A 16,379-nucleotide genomic window follows, 5' to 3' on the forward strand; every position below is an offset into this window, starting at 1 on the left:
TGATTCCGTCGAGCTCGAGGCCAGTCTCGCAGCGTTGGCGTCCGCCCGGACGTTTTCGACTCTTCGCTTAAATTCCCGCGGAATAGCATTCCTGGTCGCAGATTCGCGAATTTCGCAGCCGGGAATGCTATTCCGCGAGAGTGAGGTGCCCCCAATTCCGCGGGGAGCTGCTCTCATCGCGGCGGGAAGCGCAGCGCCCCGTCGAGGCGGATGGTCTCGCCGTTGAGGTAGTCGTTCTCGATGATGCTCTGCGCCAGTTGCGCGTATTCGCCTGCGCGGCCCATCCGTTTCGGGAATGGCACCTGCGGCCCCCAGTACTGTTCGAGTTGGTCGGCGGCCTTGCCGTAGGCCGGGGTGTTGATGGTCCCGGGCGCGATGGTCACCACGCGGATGCCCAGCGGCGAGAGGTCGCGCGCGGCGACCAGCGTCATGCCGAGCACCCCGCCCTTGGCGGCGGCGTAGGGGAGCTGCCCGATCTGTCCCTCGTAGCCGGCGATCGATGCGGTGTTGACGATGACGCCCCTGCCGCCTTCGTCGAGCGGTTCTGTCTTCGCGATCGCGGCCGCGGAGAGCCGCATCACGTTGAACACCGCGGTCAGGTAGAACTCGATGGTCTTCTTGAACCCGTCGAGGTCCAGCGGTGACCCGTCCTTGCCGACAAGTCGCCCGCCGCTGGCCGGACCGCCGTGAGTGTCGACCGAGATACGCAGTGGCGCAAGTGCTTCGGCCTTGGCGATGGCGGCATTGACCGATTCCTCGGAGGTGGCGTCGGTGCGCACGTACCGCACTCCGAGCTCGGATTCGAGGGCGGTGCCCTTGTCGTCGGCCATGTCGGCGACCACTACTTTGGCACCCGCGCCGTGTAGCCGGCGCACCGTTGCCTCCCCGAGGCCGCCCGCCCCGCCGATGACCAGTGCGGAACTGCCGCTGATCTGCATGCGTCCTCCTTGAAACTGAGACTCTCGATGCGAGAGAATATCATTCTCAACAGTGCAGCGGACAGCTGACCGAAAGCAGAACGCCTGCGTAAGGTGCGTGACGTGACCATCGACGAGTTGATCTCGGCGGCCCGCGACGGGTCTCCGAGGGCCACCGGCCGGTTGCTGACCCTGGTAGAGGGTCCACAGCGTCAGGAGGTGCTGGCAGCGGTCGGCGTCCCGGTGCCCGCGCGCATCATCGGGGTCACCGGTCCGCCTGGTGCGGGGAAGTCCACGACGGTGGGCGCCCTGGTCGGGGCCTACCGCGCGGGCGGGGAACGAGTCGCCGTCCTGGCGGTCGACCCCTCGTCGCCCTACAGCGGCGGCGCGCTGCTCGGTGACCGGATCAGGATGGCCGCCCACATCAACGATCCCGACGTGCTGATCCGGTCGGTAGCGACCCGGGGACACCTCGGCGGACTGGCCGCGGCGGTGCCTGCGGCGATCGCCGTCCTGTCGACGCTCGGGTACGGCCTGGTGATCGTCGAGACCGTCGGGGTGGGGCAGTCCGAGATCGAGATCGCCGCGGTGGCCGACCCGACGGTGGTGATCCTCAACCCCGGCGCGGGTGACGCGGTGCAGGCCGCCAAGGCCGGGCTGCTCGAGGTGGCGGATATCGTCGTCGTCAACAAGGCCGATCGCGAGGGAGCCGACCAGACCGTGCGCGATCTTCGCGCCGAAACCCACGCGCCGATCCTCAAACTCGTCGCCGCACGGGGTGACGGCGTGAGCGAACTCGTCGAGGCGATCGCCGCGCATCACCGGTCCGACAGCCCCGCGCGGCGGGCGGCCCGCGCGCGGTCCCAGATCCTGTCGATGGCCGCGACGCTGCTGCGTGCCCACGCGGACCTCGACCGGCTGGCGGCGGCCGTCGCCGACGGCTCCTGCGATCCGTATGAGGCGGCCGCGCAGTTGGTGGTCGGCGACGGTCGCTGACCTACTCCGGCAGGTCCACCAATTTTCTTGTATAGAAGAGTAATTGGCCGCGCAGTGTGTCGTCGTCGATGTCGTCCACCAGGGGGTGCATGACGCCGACGGCGATGGCTCCGGACAGCATCGCCGCGGGCAGACGCGCCTGTGGACTGGACTCGCCGATGAGGACCGCGAAGAGCCTGCCGATGAACTGCTGAAAGGGCGGGTGGCCGGCCAGGAACCGGACGATGACGGGGTCGAACTGCAGTGTCGCGACGGCGCGTCGTCGTGCGACGGCCTCATCGATCACACGGGTCAGCAGGAGTTCCCGCGCACGCGACGCGGACGGTTCGGCCTCCGCCGCCTCCAAGGCCTCCTCCAGCGTGCCGAGTTCACGTTCGGTCAACGCGATGACGATCTCGTCCTTGGTCCTGAACTGCCGGTAGACCGCGGCCTTGGTGACGCCCATCGCGTCGGCGATCATCTGCAACGAGGTTCCGCTCACGCCGTTCTCGGTGATCAGGCCGAGGGCGGCGTCGAGCACCCGGGTCTGTGCGGCCGTGCGCGGGATCGCACTGAACCTGGTTCCGCTGTCGGCCGACGTCATTCGCCGAGGGTAGCCGAACGGCTACCGTCGTGACCGCCGTCAGGACACCGAGCGCCCGGTGGCCGCGGTGTAGCCGGCACGGTAGCCGAACACCATGGCAGGCCCGAGTGTTCCGCCCGCCCCGCCATAGGCCTTCCCGGTCGGACCCGCCATCGCGTTACCCGCCGCGAACAGTCCGGTGATCGCCGTGCCGTTGACGTGCAGTACCCGGCCGTCGCGGTCGGTGCGCGGGCCGCCCTTGGTGCCCATCGCGCCCACCGACACCGGCACCGCGAAATACGGCGCGGTGTCGATGGGGCCCAAGGTCTTCGCCGCCGTCGTCGGCGCCGAGGTGTCGCCCCAGTAGCCGTCGTACGCGCTGTCGCCACGTCCGAACTCGGGGTCGTGCTCGGCGGCGACATTGGCGTTCCACGCGTGGACGGTGTGTGCCAGGCCTGCCGTGTCGATGCCGGTCTTCGCGCCGAGTTCATCGAGGTCCGCGGACTGGCAGAACCACTCGGGGACCGGCCCGTCAGGGTCGACGCCGAGGAATCCGTAGTGCTTGAGATGCAGCGAGTCGAACACGATCCAGGCCGGATCGTTGGCGTAGCCGAGCTTGGGGTCGAGGAAGTGGAACGGCCCGGCCATCGAGTTGTACTCGCCGGCCTCGTTGAGGAAACGCTTGCCGGCCCGGTTGACGATGATGCTCCGGGGGCGGGTGCGTTCCAGGCGTACGCTGCGGCTGCGCGGATGCCCTTCGAACGTGTCGCCGGGGATCTGCACGATGGGCACCCACCAGGCCTCACCCATGTTCGCCAGATCGGCACCGTGCGCCATCGCCATGCGCAGGCCGTCGCCGGTGTTGTTGGGCGGCGAGACGGCACCGCGCATGGGTCCGCGCAGATAGGACTCGACGAGGGTGCCGTCCCATTCGAACCCGCCGGTACCCAATACCACGCCGCGACGTGCACGTACTCGGAAGTCCCTGTCGCCCTGCGTGATTCGCACCCCTGTGACACCGAGGGCGTCGGCGATGAGCTCGACCGCGCGGGACTCGGTGTGCGGCGTTACGCCGACGTCCAGAAGTCCCTTCAGCAATCCGGCGATCAGGGAAGTGCCTGCGACGCAGTAGTCGCCCGACTCGCTGTCCACCGAGGCGTGGATGCGCGCCCGGGTCTCGGCGTCGATGCCGACGTTGCTGAAGTCGGCAGGGAAGGAGGTGATCCGGTCGCGCCACTCGCCGAGCGTCGCGAGGTCGAAGGGCTTCGTGTTCAATGACCGGCCTCCGGCGGGACGGCCGCCGGGAAGCTCGGGCTTGTAGTCGGGAAAGCCCTCGGCCACCTCGAACACGAGATCGCTGTGCGCCTCCACGAAGTCGAGCATCGACGCACCCGTGCGGACGAAGGTCTCGACCAGCTCGTCGTTCATCACGCCCAGCGACTGTGCGCGCAGGTAGGCCATCGCGTCGTCGGCTAAGAGCTCGCCGTCGGCCGCCCGGTCGTGCGCAGGTATCCACACGATGCCGCCCGACACCGCGGTCGTTCCGCCGACGGTGGCGGCCTTTTCGTAGACCTCCACCGATGCGCCGTTGACCGCCGCGGTCAGCGCGGCGGTCAGGCCGGCACCGCCACTGCCCAGTACGACGACGTCGACGTCGTGGTCCCAGTCGGTCACCGCTGTCTCCTTCCGGGCATCCTCAGCTGAGGATCGCCGATAACTCGTTGGCTGCCTTGATGACTGATTCGCGGCCGTCGTGGACGACGTCCTCGCGATGCGAGATCAGGTTGATGCAGGTGGGTGGCGACGGCGGTCTGCGGCGCACGGGTACGGCGAGCCCGTAGGTGTTCGGCTCGATCTCGCCGTGGGTGATCACCCAGCCTCGTTGGCGCGCTTCGCCGACCAGTTCACGCTCGCCGGGGCGGGGAGGCATGCCGGCCAGCAACGCGATCCCCGCGGCCCCCCGGTCCAGGGGGTAGCGACTGCCCTCGTGAAAGGACAGCTGGTAGTAGACGTTCGTCGGGACGATGACGGCCACCGCGACCTGTTGATCGCCTTCGGCCACCAGCAGGGAGACCGTGGTCCCGAGCTCGTCGGCCAGGCTGCGCAGTGTGGGTACGGCCAGCGTGCGGATGTTGTTGTCGAACGACGCGCCGAGCACCGCCAGAGCCGCGGCGGAGCGGTAGCGGCCGTCCTCGCCCTTGGCCACGAACCGGAACGACGCCAGGGTGCTGAGCAGCCGGTAGGCGATGGTGCGATGCACGCCGATGTCGTCGGCGACCTGCGCCACGGTCATGCCGGTGGGGGAACTGGCGACCAGCTGCAGTGCACTCAGGCCACGCGCCAGGGTCTGCGATCCCGGCGCACCGCCGCCCGCGGCGGCGTCTCCATCCGAGCTGAGGTGATGGCCGGGGACGGCGGACGCTCGGGTCATGGGCGGCCTTCCTTGACAGACACGGTGACGAGAGTGATGCTCTGACTATAGTGCACTCGGATGTGCGATAAATGAGCAAAGTGCTTACGTAATACGAGAATACGATTCTCGCCGTCGGAGTGTTCGCGATGTCGCGATCGTCAGGAAGGAGCGCTGGGTGGCGGAGTTCGAGAGCGTGTGGAGCGACCTGCAGGCCGTCCCGTTCTCGCAGGGGTATCTGCGCGCCGGCGGCGTGCGCACGCGGTATCTTCACGCCGGTGACCCGGCCGCTCCGGCCTTGGTGCTGCTGCACGGATCGGGCGGGCATGCCGAGGCGTACGTGCGCAACCTCGAGGCGCACGCCGAGCACTTCTCCACCTGGTCGATCGACATGCTCGGGCACGGGTACACCGACAAGCCGGGCCATCCACTCGAAATCGCCCACTATGTAGGGCATCTGATGGCCTTCCTCGACGCGATCGGCGCGCAGCGGGCGCATATCAGCGGTGAGTCGCTCGGTGGGTGGGTGGCGTCCCGGTGCGCGGTGGATCATCCGGATCGAGTGGACCGGCTCGTGCTCAACACGGCGGGAGGTTCACAGGCCGACCCGGAGGTGATGAAGCGCATCATCACGCTGTCGATGGCCGCAGCCGAGAACCCGACGTGGGAGACGGTGCAGGCCCGCATCAAGTGGCTGATGGCCGACAAGTCGAAGGACTACGACGACATCGTGGCCAGCCGGCAACGGGTCTACCGCCAGCCCGGGTTCGTCGACGCCATGCGCGACATCATGGCGCTGCAGGATCCGCAGATCCGTGCCCGGAATCTGCTGAGCCCGAACGATTACGGTGCGATCAGCGCGCCGACACTGGTGCTGTGGACGAGCGACGACCCGACCGCCGACGTCGAGGAGGGACGGCGGATCGCGTCGATGATCCCGGGTGCCCGGTTCGAGGTGATGGCGGGGTGCGGACACTGGCCGCAGTACGAGGATCCCAAGACGTTCGACCGGCTGCACCTCGACTTCCTGTTGGGGCGGACATGACCGGCGGCCACGACGTGGACGTCGTCATCGTCGGGGCAGGGCCGTCCGGCCTGACGCTGGCCAACATCCTGGGTCTGCACGGGGTCCGCACGCTCGTCGCCGAGGAGCGTGACACGCTCATCGACTATCCGCGGGGCGTCGGCCTGGACGACGAAGCGCTGCGCACCTTCCAGTCCATCGGCCTGGTCGACCGCGTTCTGCCGCACACGGTGCCCAATCAGATTCTGCGGTTCTTCGACGGGAAACGCCGTCTGCTCGCCGAGATGGCGCCTCCGGACGCGCGTTTCGGGTGGCCGAAGCGCAACGGCTTCGTCCAGCCGATGGTCGACGCCGAACTGTTCGCCGGCCTCGACCGGTTCGACCACGTCGAGGTGCAGTTCGGCCGCAGGATGCAGACATGCCGGGAACATGACGACGGTGTGACGGTCGAGTTCGCCGACGGCCCCCCGGTACGTGCCCGCTATGTCGTGGGGTGCGACGGCGGTCGCAGCGCGACCCGGCGGCTGATGGGTGTCTCGTTCGACGGCACCACCTCGTCGACCCGGTGGCTGGTCGTCGACGTCGCCAACGATCCGCTGGGCCATCCGAACAGTGAGGTCGGTGCCGATCCGCGCAGACCGTATGTCTCCATCGCCATCGCCCACGGCATCCGCCGTTTCGAGTTCCTCATCCACCCGCACGAAACCGACGAGCAGGCCGACGACCCGGCTTTCGTCACACAGATGCTCGCCGAACGGATTCCGTATCCGGAGCGCGTCGACATGATCCGCCACCGGGTCTACACCCACCATTCGCGCATCGCCTCGACGTTCCGCAAGGGCCGGCTTATGCTCGCGGGCGACGCCGCCCATCTGATGCCGGTGTGGCAGGGGCAGGGCTACAACAGCGGCATCCGCGACGCCGCCAACCTCGGCTGGAAGCTCGCCGCGGTGGTGACCGGACAGGCCGACGACGCGCTGCTGGACACCTACGACGTCGAGCGCCGTAAACACGCCCGGGCGATGATCGACCTGTCCACCATGGTCGGCCGGGTCATCTCGCCCACCAATTCCCGGGTGGCCGCACTGCGTGACCGGGTGATCCACGCCGCCTCGGTGGTCCCCACGCTCAAGCGCTACGTGCTCGAGATGCGGTTCAAACCGATGCCGCGCTACACCGAGGGAGCCGTGCACCACGCTGCGCCGCCGTCCGTGAATTCGCCGACGGGAACGCTGTTCATCCAGCCGCGGGTCGACACCCGCCACGGCCGGAACCTGCTTCTCGACGATGTGCTCGGGCCCGGCTTCGCGGTGCTGTGCTGGAGCAACAACCTGCGCGCCGTGCTCGGTGACACCGCCTTCACGCGGTGGAAGACGTTGGGCGCGAACTTCATCGAGGTGCGGCCGATGACGCAGCTGCACTGGACGGGGCATGACGACGAGGCGGTGACCGTCGTCGGCGACCGCTCGGGCGCGCTCAAGTCGTGGTTCGACGCCTCTTCCGACTCGGTGCTGTTCCTGCGTCCCGACCGCTGTATCGGCGCCGCCTGCATCGCACAGCACGCACCGGAGGTGTCGCAGTCCTTGTTCGCCGCGCTCCACCTGATAACGGAAGGAGGATCCGGTTCTCATGTCGACACTCGCGGTTTGCGCCATGTCGCACAGCCCGTTGCTGAACCTTCCGGGACCGTCACAGGATCTGCTTGACGACATCGGGTCGGCGATCGATGCGGCACGGGACTTCGTCGCCGCCTTCGACCCCGATCTCGTCGTGACGTTCTCGCCCGATCACTACAACGGGTTCTTCTACCGGGTGATGCCGCCGTTCTGCATCGGCACCGCCGCCGAGGGCGTCGGTGACTACGGCACCTATCAGGGCCCGCTCGACGTGCCCGCCGACATCGCAAGCGAATGTGCTGCAGCAGTTCTGCGTGCCGACGTCGACGTGGCACTGTCGGCGGCGATGCAGGTCGACCACGGCACCGTGCAGCCGCTGCAGAAACTCCTCGGCGACGCGACCGCCAAACCGGTCATCCCGGTGTTCGTCAATTCGGTCGCCACTCCGCTCGGCCCGATGCGGCGGGTGCGGGCGCTGGGTGAGGCCGTCGGCGGCTATCTCGCCACGCTCGGCAAGCGGGTGCTGATCATCGGCTCGGGAGGACTGTCGCACGATCCGCCCGTACCCACGCTGGCCACCGCACCGCCGGCAGCGCTCGACCGCATCGTGCACGGCATGCCGATGACCTCCGAACAGCGGCAGGCCCGCCAGACCGCGGTGATGGAGGCGGCGCGTGAGTTCGCCGCCGGGCAGGGTTCGCTGGCCCCGCTGAATCCGGCCTGGGACAAGGCTTTTCTCGATCTGCTTGACACTAACCGGCTCGGCGACGTCGACGGCTGGGACAACGCCTGGATCGCCGCGCAGGCGGGCAATTCGGCGCACGAGGTCAGAACGTGGGTGGCTGCCTTCGCGGCGCTGGCGACCCAGGGCCCGTATGCGACCGGGCACCGGTTCTACCGTGCCGCGCCGGAATTGATCGCGGGCTTCGCGATCCGCACGGCGGTGACCGCGTGAGCTCGCAGGCGGCCGACCAGGCGTTCGACCACAGCACCGACGTGCTGATCGTGGGGTCGGGCGGTGGTGGCATGACGGCCGCCCTGACCGCAGACGCCGCCGGTCTGGACACGTTGGTCGTGGAGAAGTCGCCGCGGTTCGGCGGCTCCACCGCGCTGTCGGGCGGCGGCATCTGGGTGCCCGGCGCGCCGTCGCAGCGGCGTGCGGGGCACGTGCCCGATTCCGACGAGGTCTTCCTCTATCTCAAGGGGATCACCGGCGGTCTGGTCAGCGACGCGCGGCTGCGCACCTATGTCGACGCCGCACCGGCGATGATGGAGTTCCTCGAGAACCGAAGCCCGTGGCTGGAGTTCGTGTGGAAGCCGGGGTACGCCGACTACTACCCGGAGGTGCGGGGCGGCTCCGCGCTGGGCAGCACCATCAACGTGGATGCGATCGACCTGCGTGTCCTCGGTGACGAGGAGCAGAATCTGCTGGCCCCGCTGGCGTTGGCGCCCAAGGGCATCTGGTTCGGACCCAAGGACCTGCGGCTGTTCTACCAGGTCCGGCAGTCCTGGCGCGGCAAGGCCGTTCTGCTCAAGCTGATCTGGCGGATGTTCCGGGCGCGGGTGTTCGGCGATCGGATGGCCGCCATCGGGCAGTCGCTGGCCGCGCGGCTGCGGCTGGCGATGAAGCAGCACGACATCCCGCTGTGGCTCGACGCGCCGATGACCGAGTTGATCACCGACGTGGACGGCGCGGTGGTCGGGGCGGTCGTGGAGAAGGACGGGCATGCGGTCCGCATCCGCGCCCGCCGCGGCGTCATCCTCGCCAGCGGCGGCTTCGATCACGACATGGCCTGGCGGCGTGAGTATCTGCCGGAACTCGAGCATGACTGGAGCTTCGGCAATCCCGCGGCGATGGGGGACGGCATCCGCGCCGGGGAGAAGGTCGGCGCTTCGACGGAGCTTCTCGACGAGGCGTGGTGGTTCCCGGCGATCTGCTGGCCCGACGGCCGGCTGCAGTTCATGCTCAACGAACGGATGATGCCGTCGCAGTTCGTCGTCAACGGCGCCGGTGAGCGGTTCATCAACGAGGCCGCGCCCTACATGGACTTCGCGCACGCGATGATCGAGGGCCAGCGCTGCGGCGTCGCCCACATCCCGTGCTGGCTCGTCACCGACGTCCGGTCGTTCCACCGCTACGTCGTCGCCGGGCATCTGCCGATCCCGAAGGTGCCGTTCGCGCCGGTGCCGACCGGCCGGAAGGTGCCCGCCGCGTGGTTGGAGTCCGGCGTGGTGAAGGAGGGCCGCACCTTCGAGGAACTGGCCCGCGCGATCGGCGTTCCCGAAGACCGGTTGCGCGCCACCGCGGACCGCTTCAACGCGTTGGCCCGCAATGGGCACGACGACGACTTCAACCGCGGGGACAGCGCCTACGACAACTACTACGGCGATCCCACGCTGCCCAACCCGAATCTGTATCCGCTCGGCGATCCGCCCTACTACGCGTTCCAGATCATTCTGGGCGACCTCGGTACCTCGGGTGGCCTGCGCACCGACGAGCACGCGCGGGTGCTGCGCGCCGACGACACCGTGATCGACGGTCTCTACGCCGTCGGGAACGCCTCGGCGGCGGTGATGGGCCGCAGCTATGCCGGCGCCGGCGCCACGATCGGACCGGCCATGACCTTCGGCTTCGTCGCGGCCCGCCACATCGCCGGCGCCTCGCTTCCGTCCCAGTCACCCGAACTTCAAGGAGGTAACCAGAAGTGAAGATTTCCCTGTTCTACGAATTCCCGCTGCCCCGACCGTGGTCCGACGACGACGAACACCAGCTGTTCCAGCACGGGCTCGACGAGGTGGAACTCGCCGACAAGGCAGGGTTCTCGACTGTCTGGCTCACCGAGCACCACTTCCTCGAGGAATACTGCCATTCCACGGCCCCGGAGATGTTCCTGGCGGCCGCGAGCCAGCGGACCGAGAACATCCGCCTCGGCTTCGGCGTCATGCACCTCCCGCCGCCGATCAACCACCCGGCCCGCATCGCCGAGCGGGTCGCCACGCTGGACCACCTGTCCAACGGGCGGGTGGAGTTCGGCACCGGCGAGGGCTCGTCGGTGGCCGAACTCGGGGGCTTCGACATCGACCCGGCCGACAAGCGCACCATGTGGGAAGAGGCTCTGGAGGTCTCCATCCGCTGTATGACCGAGGCGCCGTTCACCGGCTTCAAGGGCGAGCACGTCGAGATGCCGGCCCGCAACGTGATCCCCAAGCCGCTGCAGGACCCGCACCCACCGGTGTGGGTGGCCTGTACCCGCCCGTCGTCGGTGCAGATGGCCGCGCAGAAGGCCATCGGCGCACTGAGTTTCGCCTACACGGGACCGGAAGCGCTCAAGGAGAGGGTCGACGGCTACTACCGGGAATTCGAGGAACAGGGCACGCCCGTCACACCGGCGATCAACCCCAACCTGCTCGCCATCGGCGGCGACCTGTCGATGATGGTGGCCAAGACCGACGAGCAGGCGCTCGAGCGCCTCGGCATCGGCGGCGGCTTCTTCTCGTTCGGGATCATGCACTACTACCTGACCGGCATGCACACGCCCGGCCGCACCGGCGTCTGGGAACTCTACGAGCAGGCCGTGAAGGAGGATCCGACGCTGGCCTACGGTCCCGGCCGAGGCGCGATCGGCTCGCCCGACACGGTGCGTGAGTTCCTGCGCGGTTACGAGCGCAGCGGCGTTGACGAGATCATCCTGTTGCTCAACCCGCGCAGCCATGAGGGCACCATGGAATCCATCGAGATCATGGGCCGCGAGATCCTGCCCGAGTTCATCGAGCGCGACGAGAAGGCGGTCAAGGACAAGGCCACGCGGTTGGCGCCGGTGATCGAGAAGGTCGAGGCGCGCCGGCAGCCCTCCGACGCACCGATGTTCGACGAGACGTACGCCTTCGGCGGTCTGCCCACCGGCCGCGGGGGGAAGTTCACCGCAGGCGAGATTCCCGAGGCGATGGCCGAGATCAACGAGGGCCGGGTCAAGGCCGCGCAGGCCGAGAAGGACGCCAAGGCAGCGAAGGAACCTGCGAGCAGAGGGTGAGTGCCCTCGACGAGCTGGTGCGCTACGACGGCAGACACGCCGTCGTCACCGGATGCGCCTCCGGTATCGGTGCCCATGTGGCAGAACACCTCAGCCGCCTCGGCGCGCGCGTCACGGGGCTCGACCTGCGCGCACCGGGCGACACCGGGTCGCTCGCGGAGTTCGTCAGCGTCGATCTCGCCGACCCCGACTCGGTGACCGCCGCCGCGGCCACCGTCGACGGTGAGATCGACGCGTTGTTCAACGTGGCCGGTGTGTCCTCGGGCATCGGCGACGCGCAGCTGGTGGTGCGGATCAACTTCCTGGGCACACGGCAGTTCACCGAGGCGCTGACCGACCGGATGCCTGCGGGCGCCTCGATCACCAACGTGTCCTCGCTGGCGGCGTCCGCGTACCGCGAGAACGCCTCGGTCACAAGGGGTCTGCTCGACACCTCCTCGGTGGCCGAGGGGCTCACCTGGTGCAGGCAGAACCCGCACGCACTGGCCGACGGCGGCTACCGGCTCTCCAAGGAGGCGATCATCCTCTACGGCATGCGCCGCGTCGCTGAGCTGGGCGGTCGGGGCATCAGGATCAACTGCACTGCGCCCGGAGTCACCGAGACACCGATCCTCGACCAGTTGCGCTCGGCGTACGGTCAGGACTACCTGGACTCCTTCACCACCCCGCTGGGCCGGGTGTCCGAACCCGCGGAACAGGCCGCCGTGCTGGTGTTCCTGGGCAGCCGGGCGGCCAGTTACGTCACCGGGCAGGTGGTGTGGGCCGACGGCGGGATCCTCGCCCAGCGGTGCGCGGCTGCGATGCACGACGGCGCTGCGGCGCAGGGGAGTCGATGATGGCCGACGACATGAGGCTGTTCCGCGAGGCCGCCGAGGAGCTGCGCAACTGGGGCCGCTGGGGTGACGACGACGAACTCGGAACCCTGAATTTCATCACCGCCGAAAAAGTCACCGAGGCAGCGAGGTTGGTCCGACAGGGCAAGGTGATCTCCCTCGGCGGTGACTTCAGCGCGGGAGGTCCCCAGGGCGCCTTCAAGTTCCGGCAGAACCCCGTGCACGTGATGACCGTCGACGGCGGCGATGCGTCCACGCTCGTCGAGTACGGCCCGCAGTGGCTGCGCAACGCGGTCGCCGCCGACATGAGCGCGTTCTTCGCCGACAACCCGTTCCGGTTCAACGACGACCTCATCGTGATGCCGCTGCAGGCCGCGACGCAGTGGGACGCGCTGTCGCACGTCTACTACGAGGACAAGCTCTACAACGGCTTCCCGGCCGACTCGGTCACCAGTTTCGGCGCCTTCCACCTCGGCATCGAGAAGGTCGACGGCAAGGGCATCACGTCGCGCGGGGTGCTGCTCGACGTGGTCGCCCACCGCGGTGCCGACGTGTTCTGCGCGCCGGGCGATCCGATCACGCCCGCCGAGCTCGCCGAGATCGCCGCGGCCCAGAACGTCGAGATCCGTTCGGGCGACATCATCGTCGTCCACACCGGGTGGTGGACCCGGTTCCTGTCCACCGGGGACGGCGGCGAAGCCGGCTCGGGTCTGCACTGGACCTGCGCCCGCTGGCTGCACGACCACGAGGCCGCCGCGGTCGCCGCCGACAACCTCATGGTCGAAGATCCCGACCCGGCCAACGGCGTCGAGGGCACCTTTCTGCCGATGCACATGCTGTGTCTGCGGGACATGGGCCTGATGCTCGGGGAGTACTGGGATCTCGGTCCGCTCGCTGCCGACTGTGCCGCCGACGGCGTCTACGAATTCCAGCTCGTCGCACCGCCGTTGAAGGTTGTCGGTGCGGTCGGCGCGCCCGTCAGCCCGATAGCGATCAAGTGAGGCAATGGTGAGCACGCGAACCCTGACCGATCGACCGTTCATCGTGGGTCTGGGCGGAACCCTACGGGCCAACTCGTCGACCGAGCGGGCTCTTCGGCACTGCCTGGCATCGGTGGAACGCCAGGGCGGCCGAACACGGCTGTTCGCCGCCGAGGAGCTCGACCTGCCCATGTACGCCCCGCACGAACTCGAACGCACCCCGCGAGCACTCGAACTGGTGAAGACGCTGCGCGACGCCGATGCGGTCGTCGTCGGCTCGCCGGGGTACCACGGCGCGGTATCGGGTCTGGTCAAGAACGCCCTCGACTACATCGAGGACCTCCGCGAGGATCCGCGGGTGTACCTGGACAACACGCCCTGGGGGTGCATCAGCTGCGCGTACGGCTGGCAGGCCGCGGTCGGCACGCTGACCCAGCTGCGCAGCATCGGCCATGCGTTGCGCGCCTGGCCGACACCGCTGGGCGTGGCCATCAACTCCGCCGAGCCGGTGTGGGACCCGTCGGGCGGCCTGGCCGACACCGACCAGGGCAGAGCCGTCGCCAACCAGCTCGACCTGCTGGCCACGCAGGTCCTGGCATTCGCGCACACGAGCAGGGAGACGGCGTGATCGGTCGCCGCACTGTGCTGGTCGACGGTCTGCTCACCAGTTATCTGGAAGCGGGTCAAGGCGATCCGGTGGTGCTCCTGCACGGCGGCGAGTTCGGCGCCAATGCGTGCCTGGCGTGGGAACACACCATCGTGCCGCTCGCACAACGGTACCGGGTGCTGGCACCCGACATGCTCGGCTTCGGAGGATCGGCCAAGGTCGTGGACTTCACCGACGGCCGCGGTATGCGGATCCGCCACATCGCGCGCTTCTGCGAGGTGATGGGGGTGAGATCGGCCCACTTCGTGGGCAATTCGATGGGTGCGGTGAACCTGCTCGTCGACATGACGTCGGAGGCGCCGGTGCTGCCGGTGCGCAGCCTCGTGGCCGTCTGCGGCGGTGGCGAGATCCTACGCAACGAGCACGTCAGCGCGCTGTACGACTACGACGCGACACTGGAGGGCATGCGCCGCATCGTCGCGGCGCTGTTCCACGATCCGTCCTACCCCGACGACGAGCAGTACGTCCGCCGCCGATACGAATCCAGCATCGCGCCGGGTGCGTGGGAATCGTTGGCGGCGGCACGATTCCGTCGTCCCGGGCTCGCGGCCCCCGCCACGCCGAGCAGCAGCAGGGCCTACGACCGCATCGCGGTCCCGACGCTCATCGTGGAGGGCGGCGGCGACAAACTGCTGCCGCCGGGCTGGGCCGCGCAGATCGCCGGCCAGATCGGGCAGGGCCGGTCCGCGGTGATCGACGACGCCGGCCACTGCCCGCAGATCGAGCAACCCGCGGCCGTCAACGCGCTGCTGTCGGACTTCTTCGCGGGGGTACCGCCCCGCCGAAGGCTAGGGGGAGGGCACACATGACCGAACTGGCGGGCAAGGTCGCGATCGTCACCGGAGCATCGTCGGGGATCGGGCGCGGTATCGCCGAGCGGTTCGCCGCAGAGGGCGCTGCCGTGGTCGTCGCCGACGTCCGCGACGAGGACGGAGAGGCCCTTGTCGCCGAACTGACCTCGGCCGGGTATGCGGCGAAATTCCGGCACACCGACGTCGGGGACCAGGCTCAGGTCCGCGAACTCATCGATACCTGTGTCGCCGCCTTCGGCGGGCTGCACGTGATGGTCAACAACGCAGGCATCTCGAGCCCGCTGAGGAAGGGCCTGTTCCACGAGGACCTCGAGGAGTTCGACCGCGTGATGCGCGTGAACCTGCTCGGTGTCATGGCAGGCACCCGGGATGCGGCACGCCACATGGCCGAGCACGGCGGCGGTTCGGTGATCAACCTCGGATCCATCGGCGGCATCCAGGCCGGCGGCGGCGTGTCGACCTACCGCGCCTCCAAGGCCGCCATCATCCACTTCACCAAGTGCGCGGCGATCGAACTGGCGCACTACGAGGTCCGCGTCAACTGCATTGCGCCGGGCAACATCCCGACGCCGATCCTCGCGTCGTCGGCCACCGCGGAGGACCGCGAACGCCTTGAGCGCTTCGAGGCGCGGATCCGCACGCAGATGCGCGACGATCGCCCGCTCAAACGGGAGGGCACCGCGGCCGACGTCGCCGAGGCGGCCCTGTATCTCGCCACCGACCGGTCCCGGTACGTGACCGGCGTCGTGCTGCCCGTCGACGGCGGCACTGTCGCGGGGAAGGTGATCGTGCGCAGGCCCGCGGCTGGAGGCCCACCAGCGTGAGCAGATTAAATCAGTCGCTTGACTTAGTGAGTGTGGCCCGGTTCACTGAGGTGGTGACCACTGCGCGGACCGTGCGTGCCGACCGGGCGTCGAGCACGCAAGAGGCGATCCTGAAGGCGGCCGAACGTCTCTACGCCGAACACGGGGTGTTCGCCGTGTCCAATCGGCAGGTCAGTGAGGCGGCCGGCCAGGGCAACAACGCCGCCGTCGGGTACCACTTCGGCACCAAGGCCGACCTGGTGCGCGCCATCGAGCACAAGCACCGCGGTCCGATCGAGGAGCTGCGCGAGCAGCGCATCGCCGCCATCGGCGACTCCGCCGACATGCGCGACTGGGTCGCGGCGCTGGTGTGCCCGTTGACCGATCACCTTGCCGAACTGGGGAATCCGACCTGGTACGCGCGGTTCGCCGCGCAGGTGATGACCGACCCCGCCTACCACAACATGATCGTCAAGGACGCGCTGTCCTCCTCGTCGTTGGTGCGGGTGCTCGACGGCATCAACGGCTGCCTGCCCGACCTGCCGGTCGAGGTCCGCGTCGAACGCAACATCATGGGCCGCAACCTGCTCATGCACAGCTGCGCCGAACGCGAGCGCCTGCTCGCCCACGGCGCACCGGTCGCCCGCCCGTCCTGGCAGGCGGCCGCGTCGGGCCTCATCGACGCGATCCTCGGACTGTGGCACGCGCCGGTGACGGAGGTGCCCTGA

General features: G+C 68.7%; 16 protein-coding genes. 12 read left to right on the forward strand and 4 right to left on the reverse strand.

Going from position 1 to position 16,379, the window contains the following annotated elements; all coding sequences use genetic code 11:
• Window positions 1-173 precede the first annotated feature (173 nt).
• Window positions 174-938, reverse strand: coding sequence for an SDR family NAD(P)-dependent oxidoreductase (locus tag G6N45_RS12810; protein ID WP_163722663.1), 765 nt, complete (start codon window positions 936-938; stop codon window positions 174-176).
• Between the two features lie 102 nt (window positions 939-1,040).
• Here G6N45_RS12810 and G6N45_RS12815 point away from each other — a divergent pair, with 102 nt between their 5' ends.
• Window positions 1,041-1,913 carry an ArgK/MeaB family GTPase gene (locus G6N45_RS12815; RefSeq protein ID WP_163722664.1) on the forward strand — a complete coding sequence of 291 codons (873 nt, stop codon included), beginning with the start codon at window positions 1,041-1,043 and terminating at the stop codon, window positions 1,911-1,913.
• 1 nt (window position 1,914) lies between these two features.
• On the opposite strand, the gene G6N45_RS12820 is transcribed toward G6N45_RS12815, so the two are convergent.
• Genes G6N45_RS12820 through G6N45_RS12830 form a run of 3 tightly spaced genes read right to left on the reverse strand, consistent with a single transcriptional unit; the run spans window position 1,915 to window position 4,906 of the window.
• Window positions 1,915-2,496, reverse strand: a complete 582-nt coding sequence (locus tag G6N45_RS12820) for a TetR/AcrR family transcriptional regulator (protein WP_163722665.1) — start codon at window positions 2,494-2,496, stop codon at window positions 1,915-1,917.
• Between the two features lie 39 nt (window positions 2,497-2,535).
• Window positions 2,536-4,149, reverse strand: a complete 1,614-nt coding sequence (locus G6N45_RS12825; protein WP_163722666.1) for an FAD-dependent oxidoreductase — start codon at window positions 4,147-4,149, stop codon at window positions 2,536-2,538.
• Window positions 4,150-4,171: 22 nt separating this feature from the next.
• Window positions 4,172-4,906: an IclR family transcriptional regulator gene (locus G6N45_RS12830; protein ID WP_163722667.1), complete on the reverse strand. Its 735-nt coding sequence runs from the start codon at window positions 4,904-4,906 to the stop codon at window positions 4,172-4,174.
• A 157-nt stretch (window positions 4,907-5,063) separates the two neighbouring features.
• Between G6N45_RS12830 and G6N45_RS12835 the strand changes: the two genes are divergently transcribed.
• The 11 genes from G6N45_RS12835 to G6N45_RS12885 are packed head-to-tail and all read left to right on the forward strand — an operon-like array spanning window position 5,064 to window position 16,379.
• Entirely contained in the window at window positions 5,064-5,930 is an 867-nt protein-coding gene (locus G6N45_RS12835; RefSeq protein ID WP_163722668.1) for an alpha/beta fold hydrolase, read from the forward strand.
• Window positions 5,927-7,615 carry a bifunctional 3-(3-hydroxy-phenyl)propionate/3-hydroxycinnamic acid hydroxylase gene (locus G6N45_RS12840; RefSeq protein WP_163722669.1) on the forward strand — a complete coding sequence of 563 codons (1,689 nt, stop codon included), beginning with the start codon at window positions 5,927-5,929 and terminating at the stop codon, window positions 7,613-7,615. The genes G6N45_RS12835 and G6N45_RS12840 overlap by 4 nt, the downstream gene beginning before the upstream one ends.
• On the forward strand, window positions 7,563-8,480 hold the full coding sequence (locus G6N45_RS12845; RefSeq protein WP_246228977.1) for a 3-carboxyethylcatechol 2,3-dioxygenase: 918 nt from the start codon (window positions 7,563-7,565) through the stop codon (window positions 8,478-8,480). The genes G6N45_RS12840 and G6N45_RS12845 overlap by 53 nt, the downstream gene beginning before the upstream one ends.
• On the forward strand, window positions 8,477-10,234 hold the full coding sequence (locus tag G6N45_RS12850; protein WP_163722671.1) for an FAD-binding protein: 1,758 nt from the start codon (window positions 8,477-8,479) through the stop codon (window positions 10,232-10,234). The genes G6N45_RS12845 and G6N45_RS12850 overlap by 4 nt, the downstream gene beginning before the upstream one ends.
• Entirely contained in the window at window positions 10,231-11,556 is a 1,326-nt protein-coding gene (locus tag G6N45_RS12855) for an LLM class flavin-dependent oxidoreductase (RefSeq protein ID WP_163722672.1), read from the forward strand. Before G6N45_RS12850 ends, G6N45_RS12855 begins: the two co-directional genes overlap by 4 nt.
• The gene (locus G6N45_RS12860; protein WP_163722673.1) at window positions 11,553-12,392 is read left to right on the forward strand and encodes a coniferyl-alcohol dehydrogenase; all 840 of its coding nucleotides are present in this window, start codon (window positions 11,553-11,555) and stop codon (window positions 12,390-12,392) included. Before G6N45_RS12855 ends, G6N45_RS12860 begins: the two co-directional genes overlap by 4 nt.
• The gene (locus G6N45_RS12865; RefSeq protein WP_163722674.1) at window positions 12,392-13,390 is read left to right on the forward strand and encodes a cyclase family protein; all 999 of its coding nucleotides are present in this window, start codon (window positions 12,392-12,394) and stop codon (window positions 13,388-13,390) included. The genes G6N45_RS12860 and G6N45_RS12865 overlap by 1 nt, the downstream gene beginning before the upstream one ends.
• 4 nt (window positions 13,391-13,394) lie before the next feature.
• Window positions 13,395-13,997 (forward strand): NADPH-dependent FMN reductase, encoded by a 603-nt coding sequence (locus G6N45_RS12870; protein WP_163722675.1) that lies wholly within the window; start codon window positions 13,395-13,397, stop codon window positions 13,995-13,997.
• The gene (locus tag G6N45_RS12875) at window positions 13,994-14,845 is read left to right on the forward strand and encodes an alpha/beta fold hydrolase (RefSeq protein WP_163722676.1); all 852 of its coding nucleotides are present in this window, start codon (window positions 13,994-13,996) and stop codon (window positions 14,843-14,845) included. The genes G6N45_RS12870 and G6N45_RS12875 overlap by 4 nt, the downstream gene beginning before the upstream one ends.
• Entirely contained in the window at window positions 14,842-15,672 is an 831-nt protein-coding gene (locus G6N45_RS12880) for an SDR family NAD(P)-dependent oxidoreductase (RefSeq protein WP_163722677.1), read from the forward strand. Before G6N45_RS12875 ends, G6N45_RS12880 begins: the two co-directional genes overlap by 4 nt.
• The gene (locus G6N45_RS12885; RefSeq protein ID WP_179965316.1) at window positions 15,669-16,379 is read left to right on the forward strand and encodes a TetR/AcrR family transcriptional regulator; all 711 of its coding nucleotides are present in this window, start codon (window positions 15,669-15,671) and stop codon (window positions 16,377-16,379) included. The genes G6N45_RS12880 and G6N45_RS12885 overlap by 4 nt, the downstream gene beginning before the upstream one ends.

The sequence above is a fragment of the Mycolicibacterium psychrotolerans genome, from assembly GCF_010729305.1.
GTDB lineage: Bacteria > Actinomycetota > Actinomycetes > Mycobacteriales > Mycobacteriaceae > Mycobacterium > Mycobacterium psychrotolerans.

Coding starts and splice junctions, on each gene's coding strand:
- G6N45_RS12810 (WP_163722663.1), bottom strand. CDS start 938: ATGCAGATCAGCGGCAGTTCCGCACTGGTCATCGGCGGGGCGGGCGGC.
- G6N45_RS12820 (WP_163722665.1), bottom strand. CDS start 2,496: ATGACGTCGGCCGACAGCGGAACCAGGTTCAGTGCGATCCCGCGCACG.
- G6N45_RS12830 (WP_163722667.1), bottom strand. CDS start 4,906: ATGACCCGAGCGTCCGCCGTCCCCGGCCATCACCTCAGCTCGGATGGA.
- G6N45_RS12840 (WP_163722669.1), top strand. CDS start 5,927: ATGACCGGCGGCCACGACGTGGACGTCGTCATCGTCGGGGCAGGGCCG.
- G6N45_RS12845 (WP_246228977.1), top strand. CDS start 7,563: ATGTCGCACAGCCCGTTGCTGAACCTTCCGGGACCGTCACAGGATCTG.
- G6N45_RS12865 (WP_163722674.1), top strand. CDS start 12,392: ATGGCCGACGACATGAGGCTGTTCCGCGAGGCCGCCGAGGAGCTGCGC.
- G6N45_RS12870 (WP_163722675.1), top strand. CDS start 13,395: ATGGTGAGCACGCGAACCCTGACCGATCGACCGTTCATCGTGGGTCTG.
- G6N45_RS12880 (WP_163722677.1), top strand. CDS start 14,842: ATGACCGAACTGGCGGGCAAGGTCGCGATCGTCACCGGAGCATCGTCG.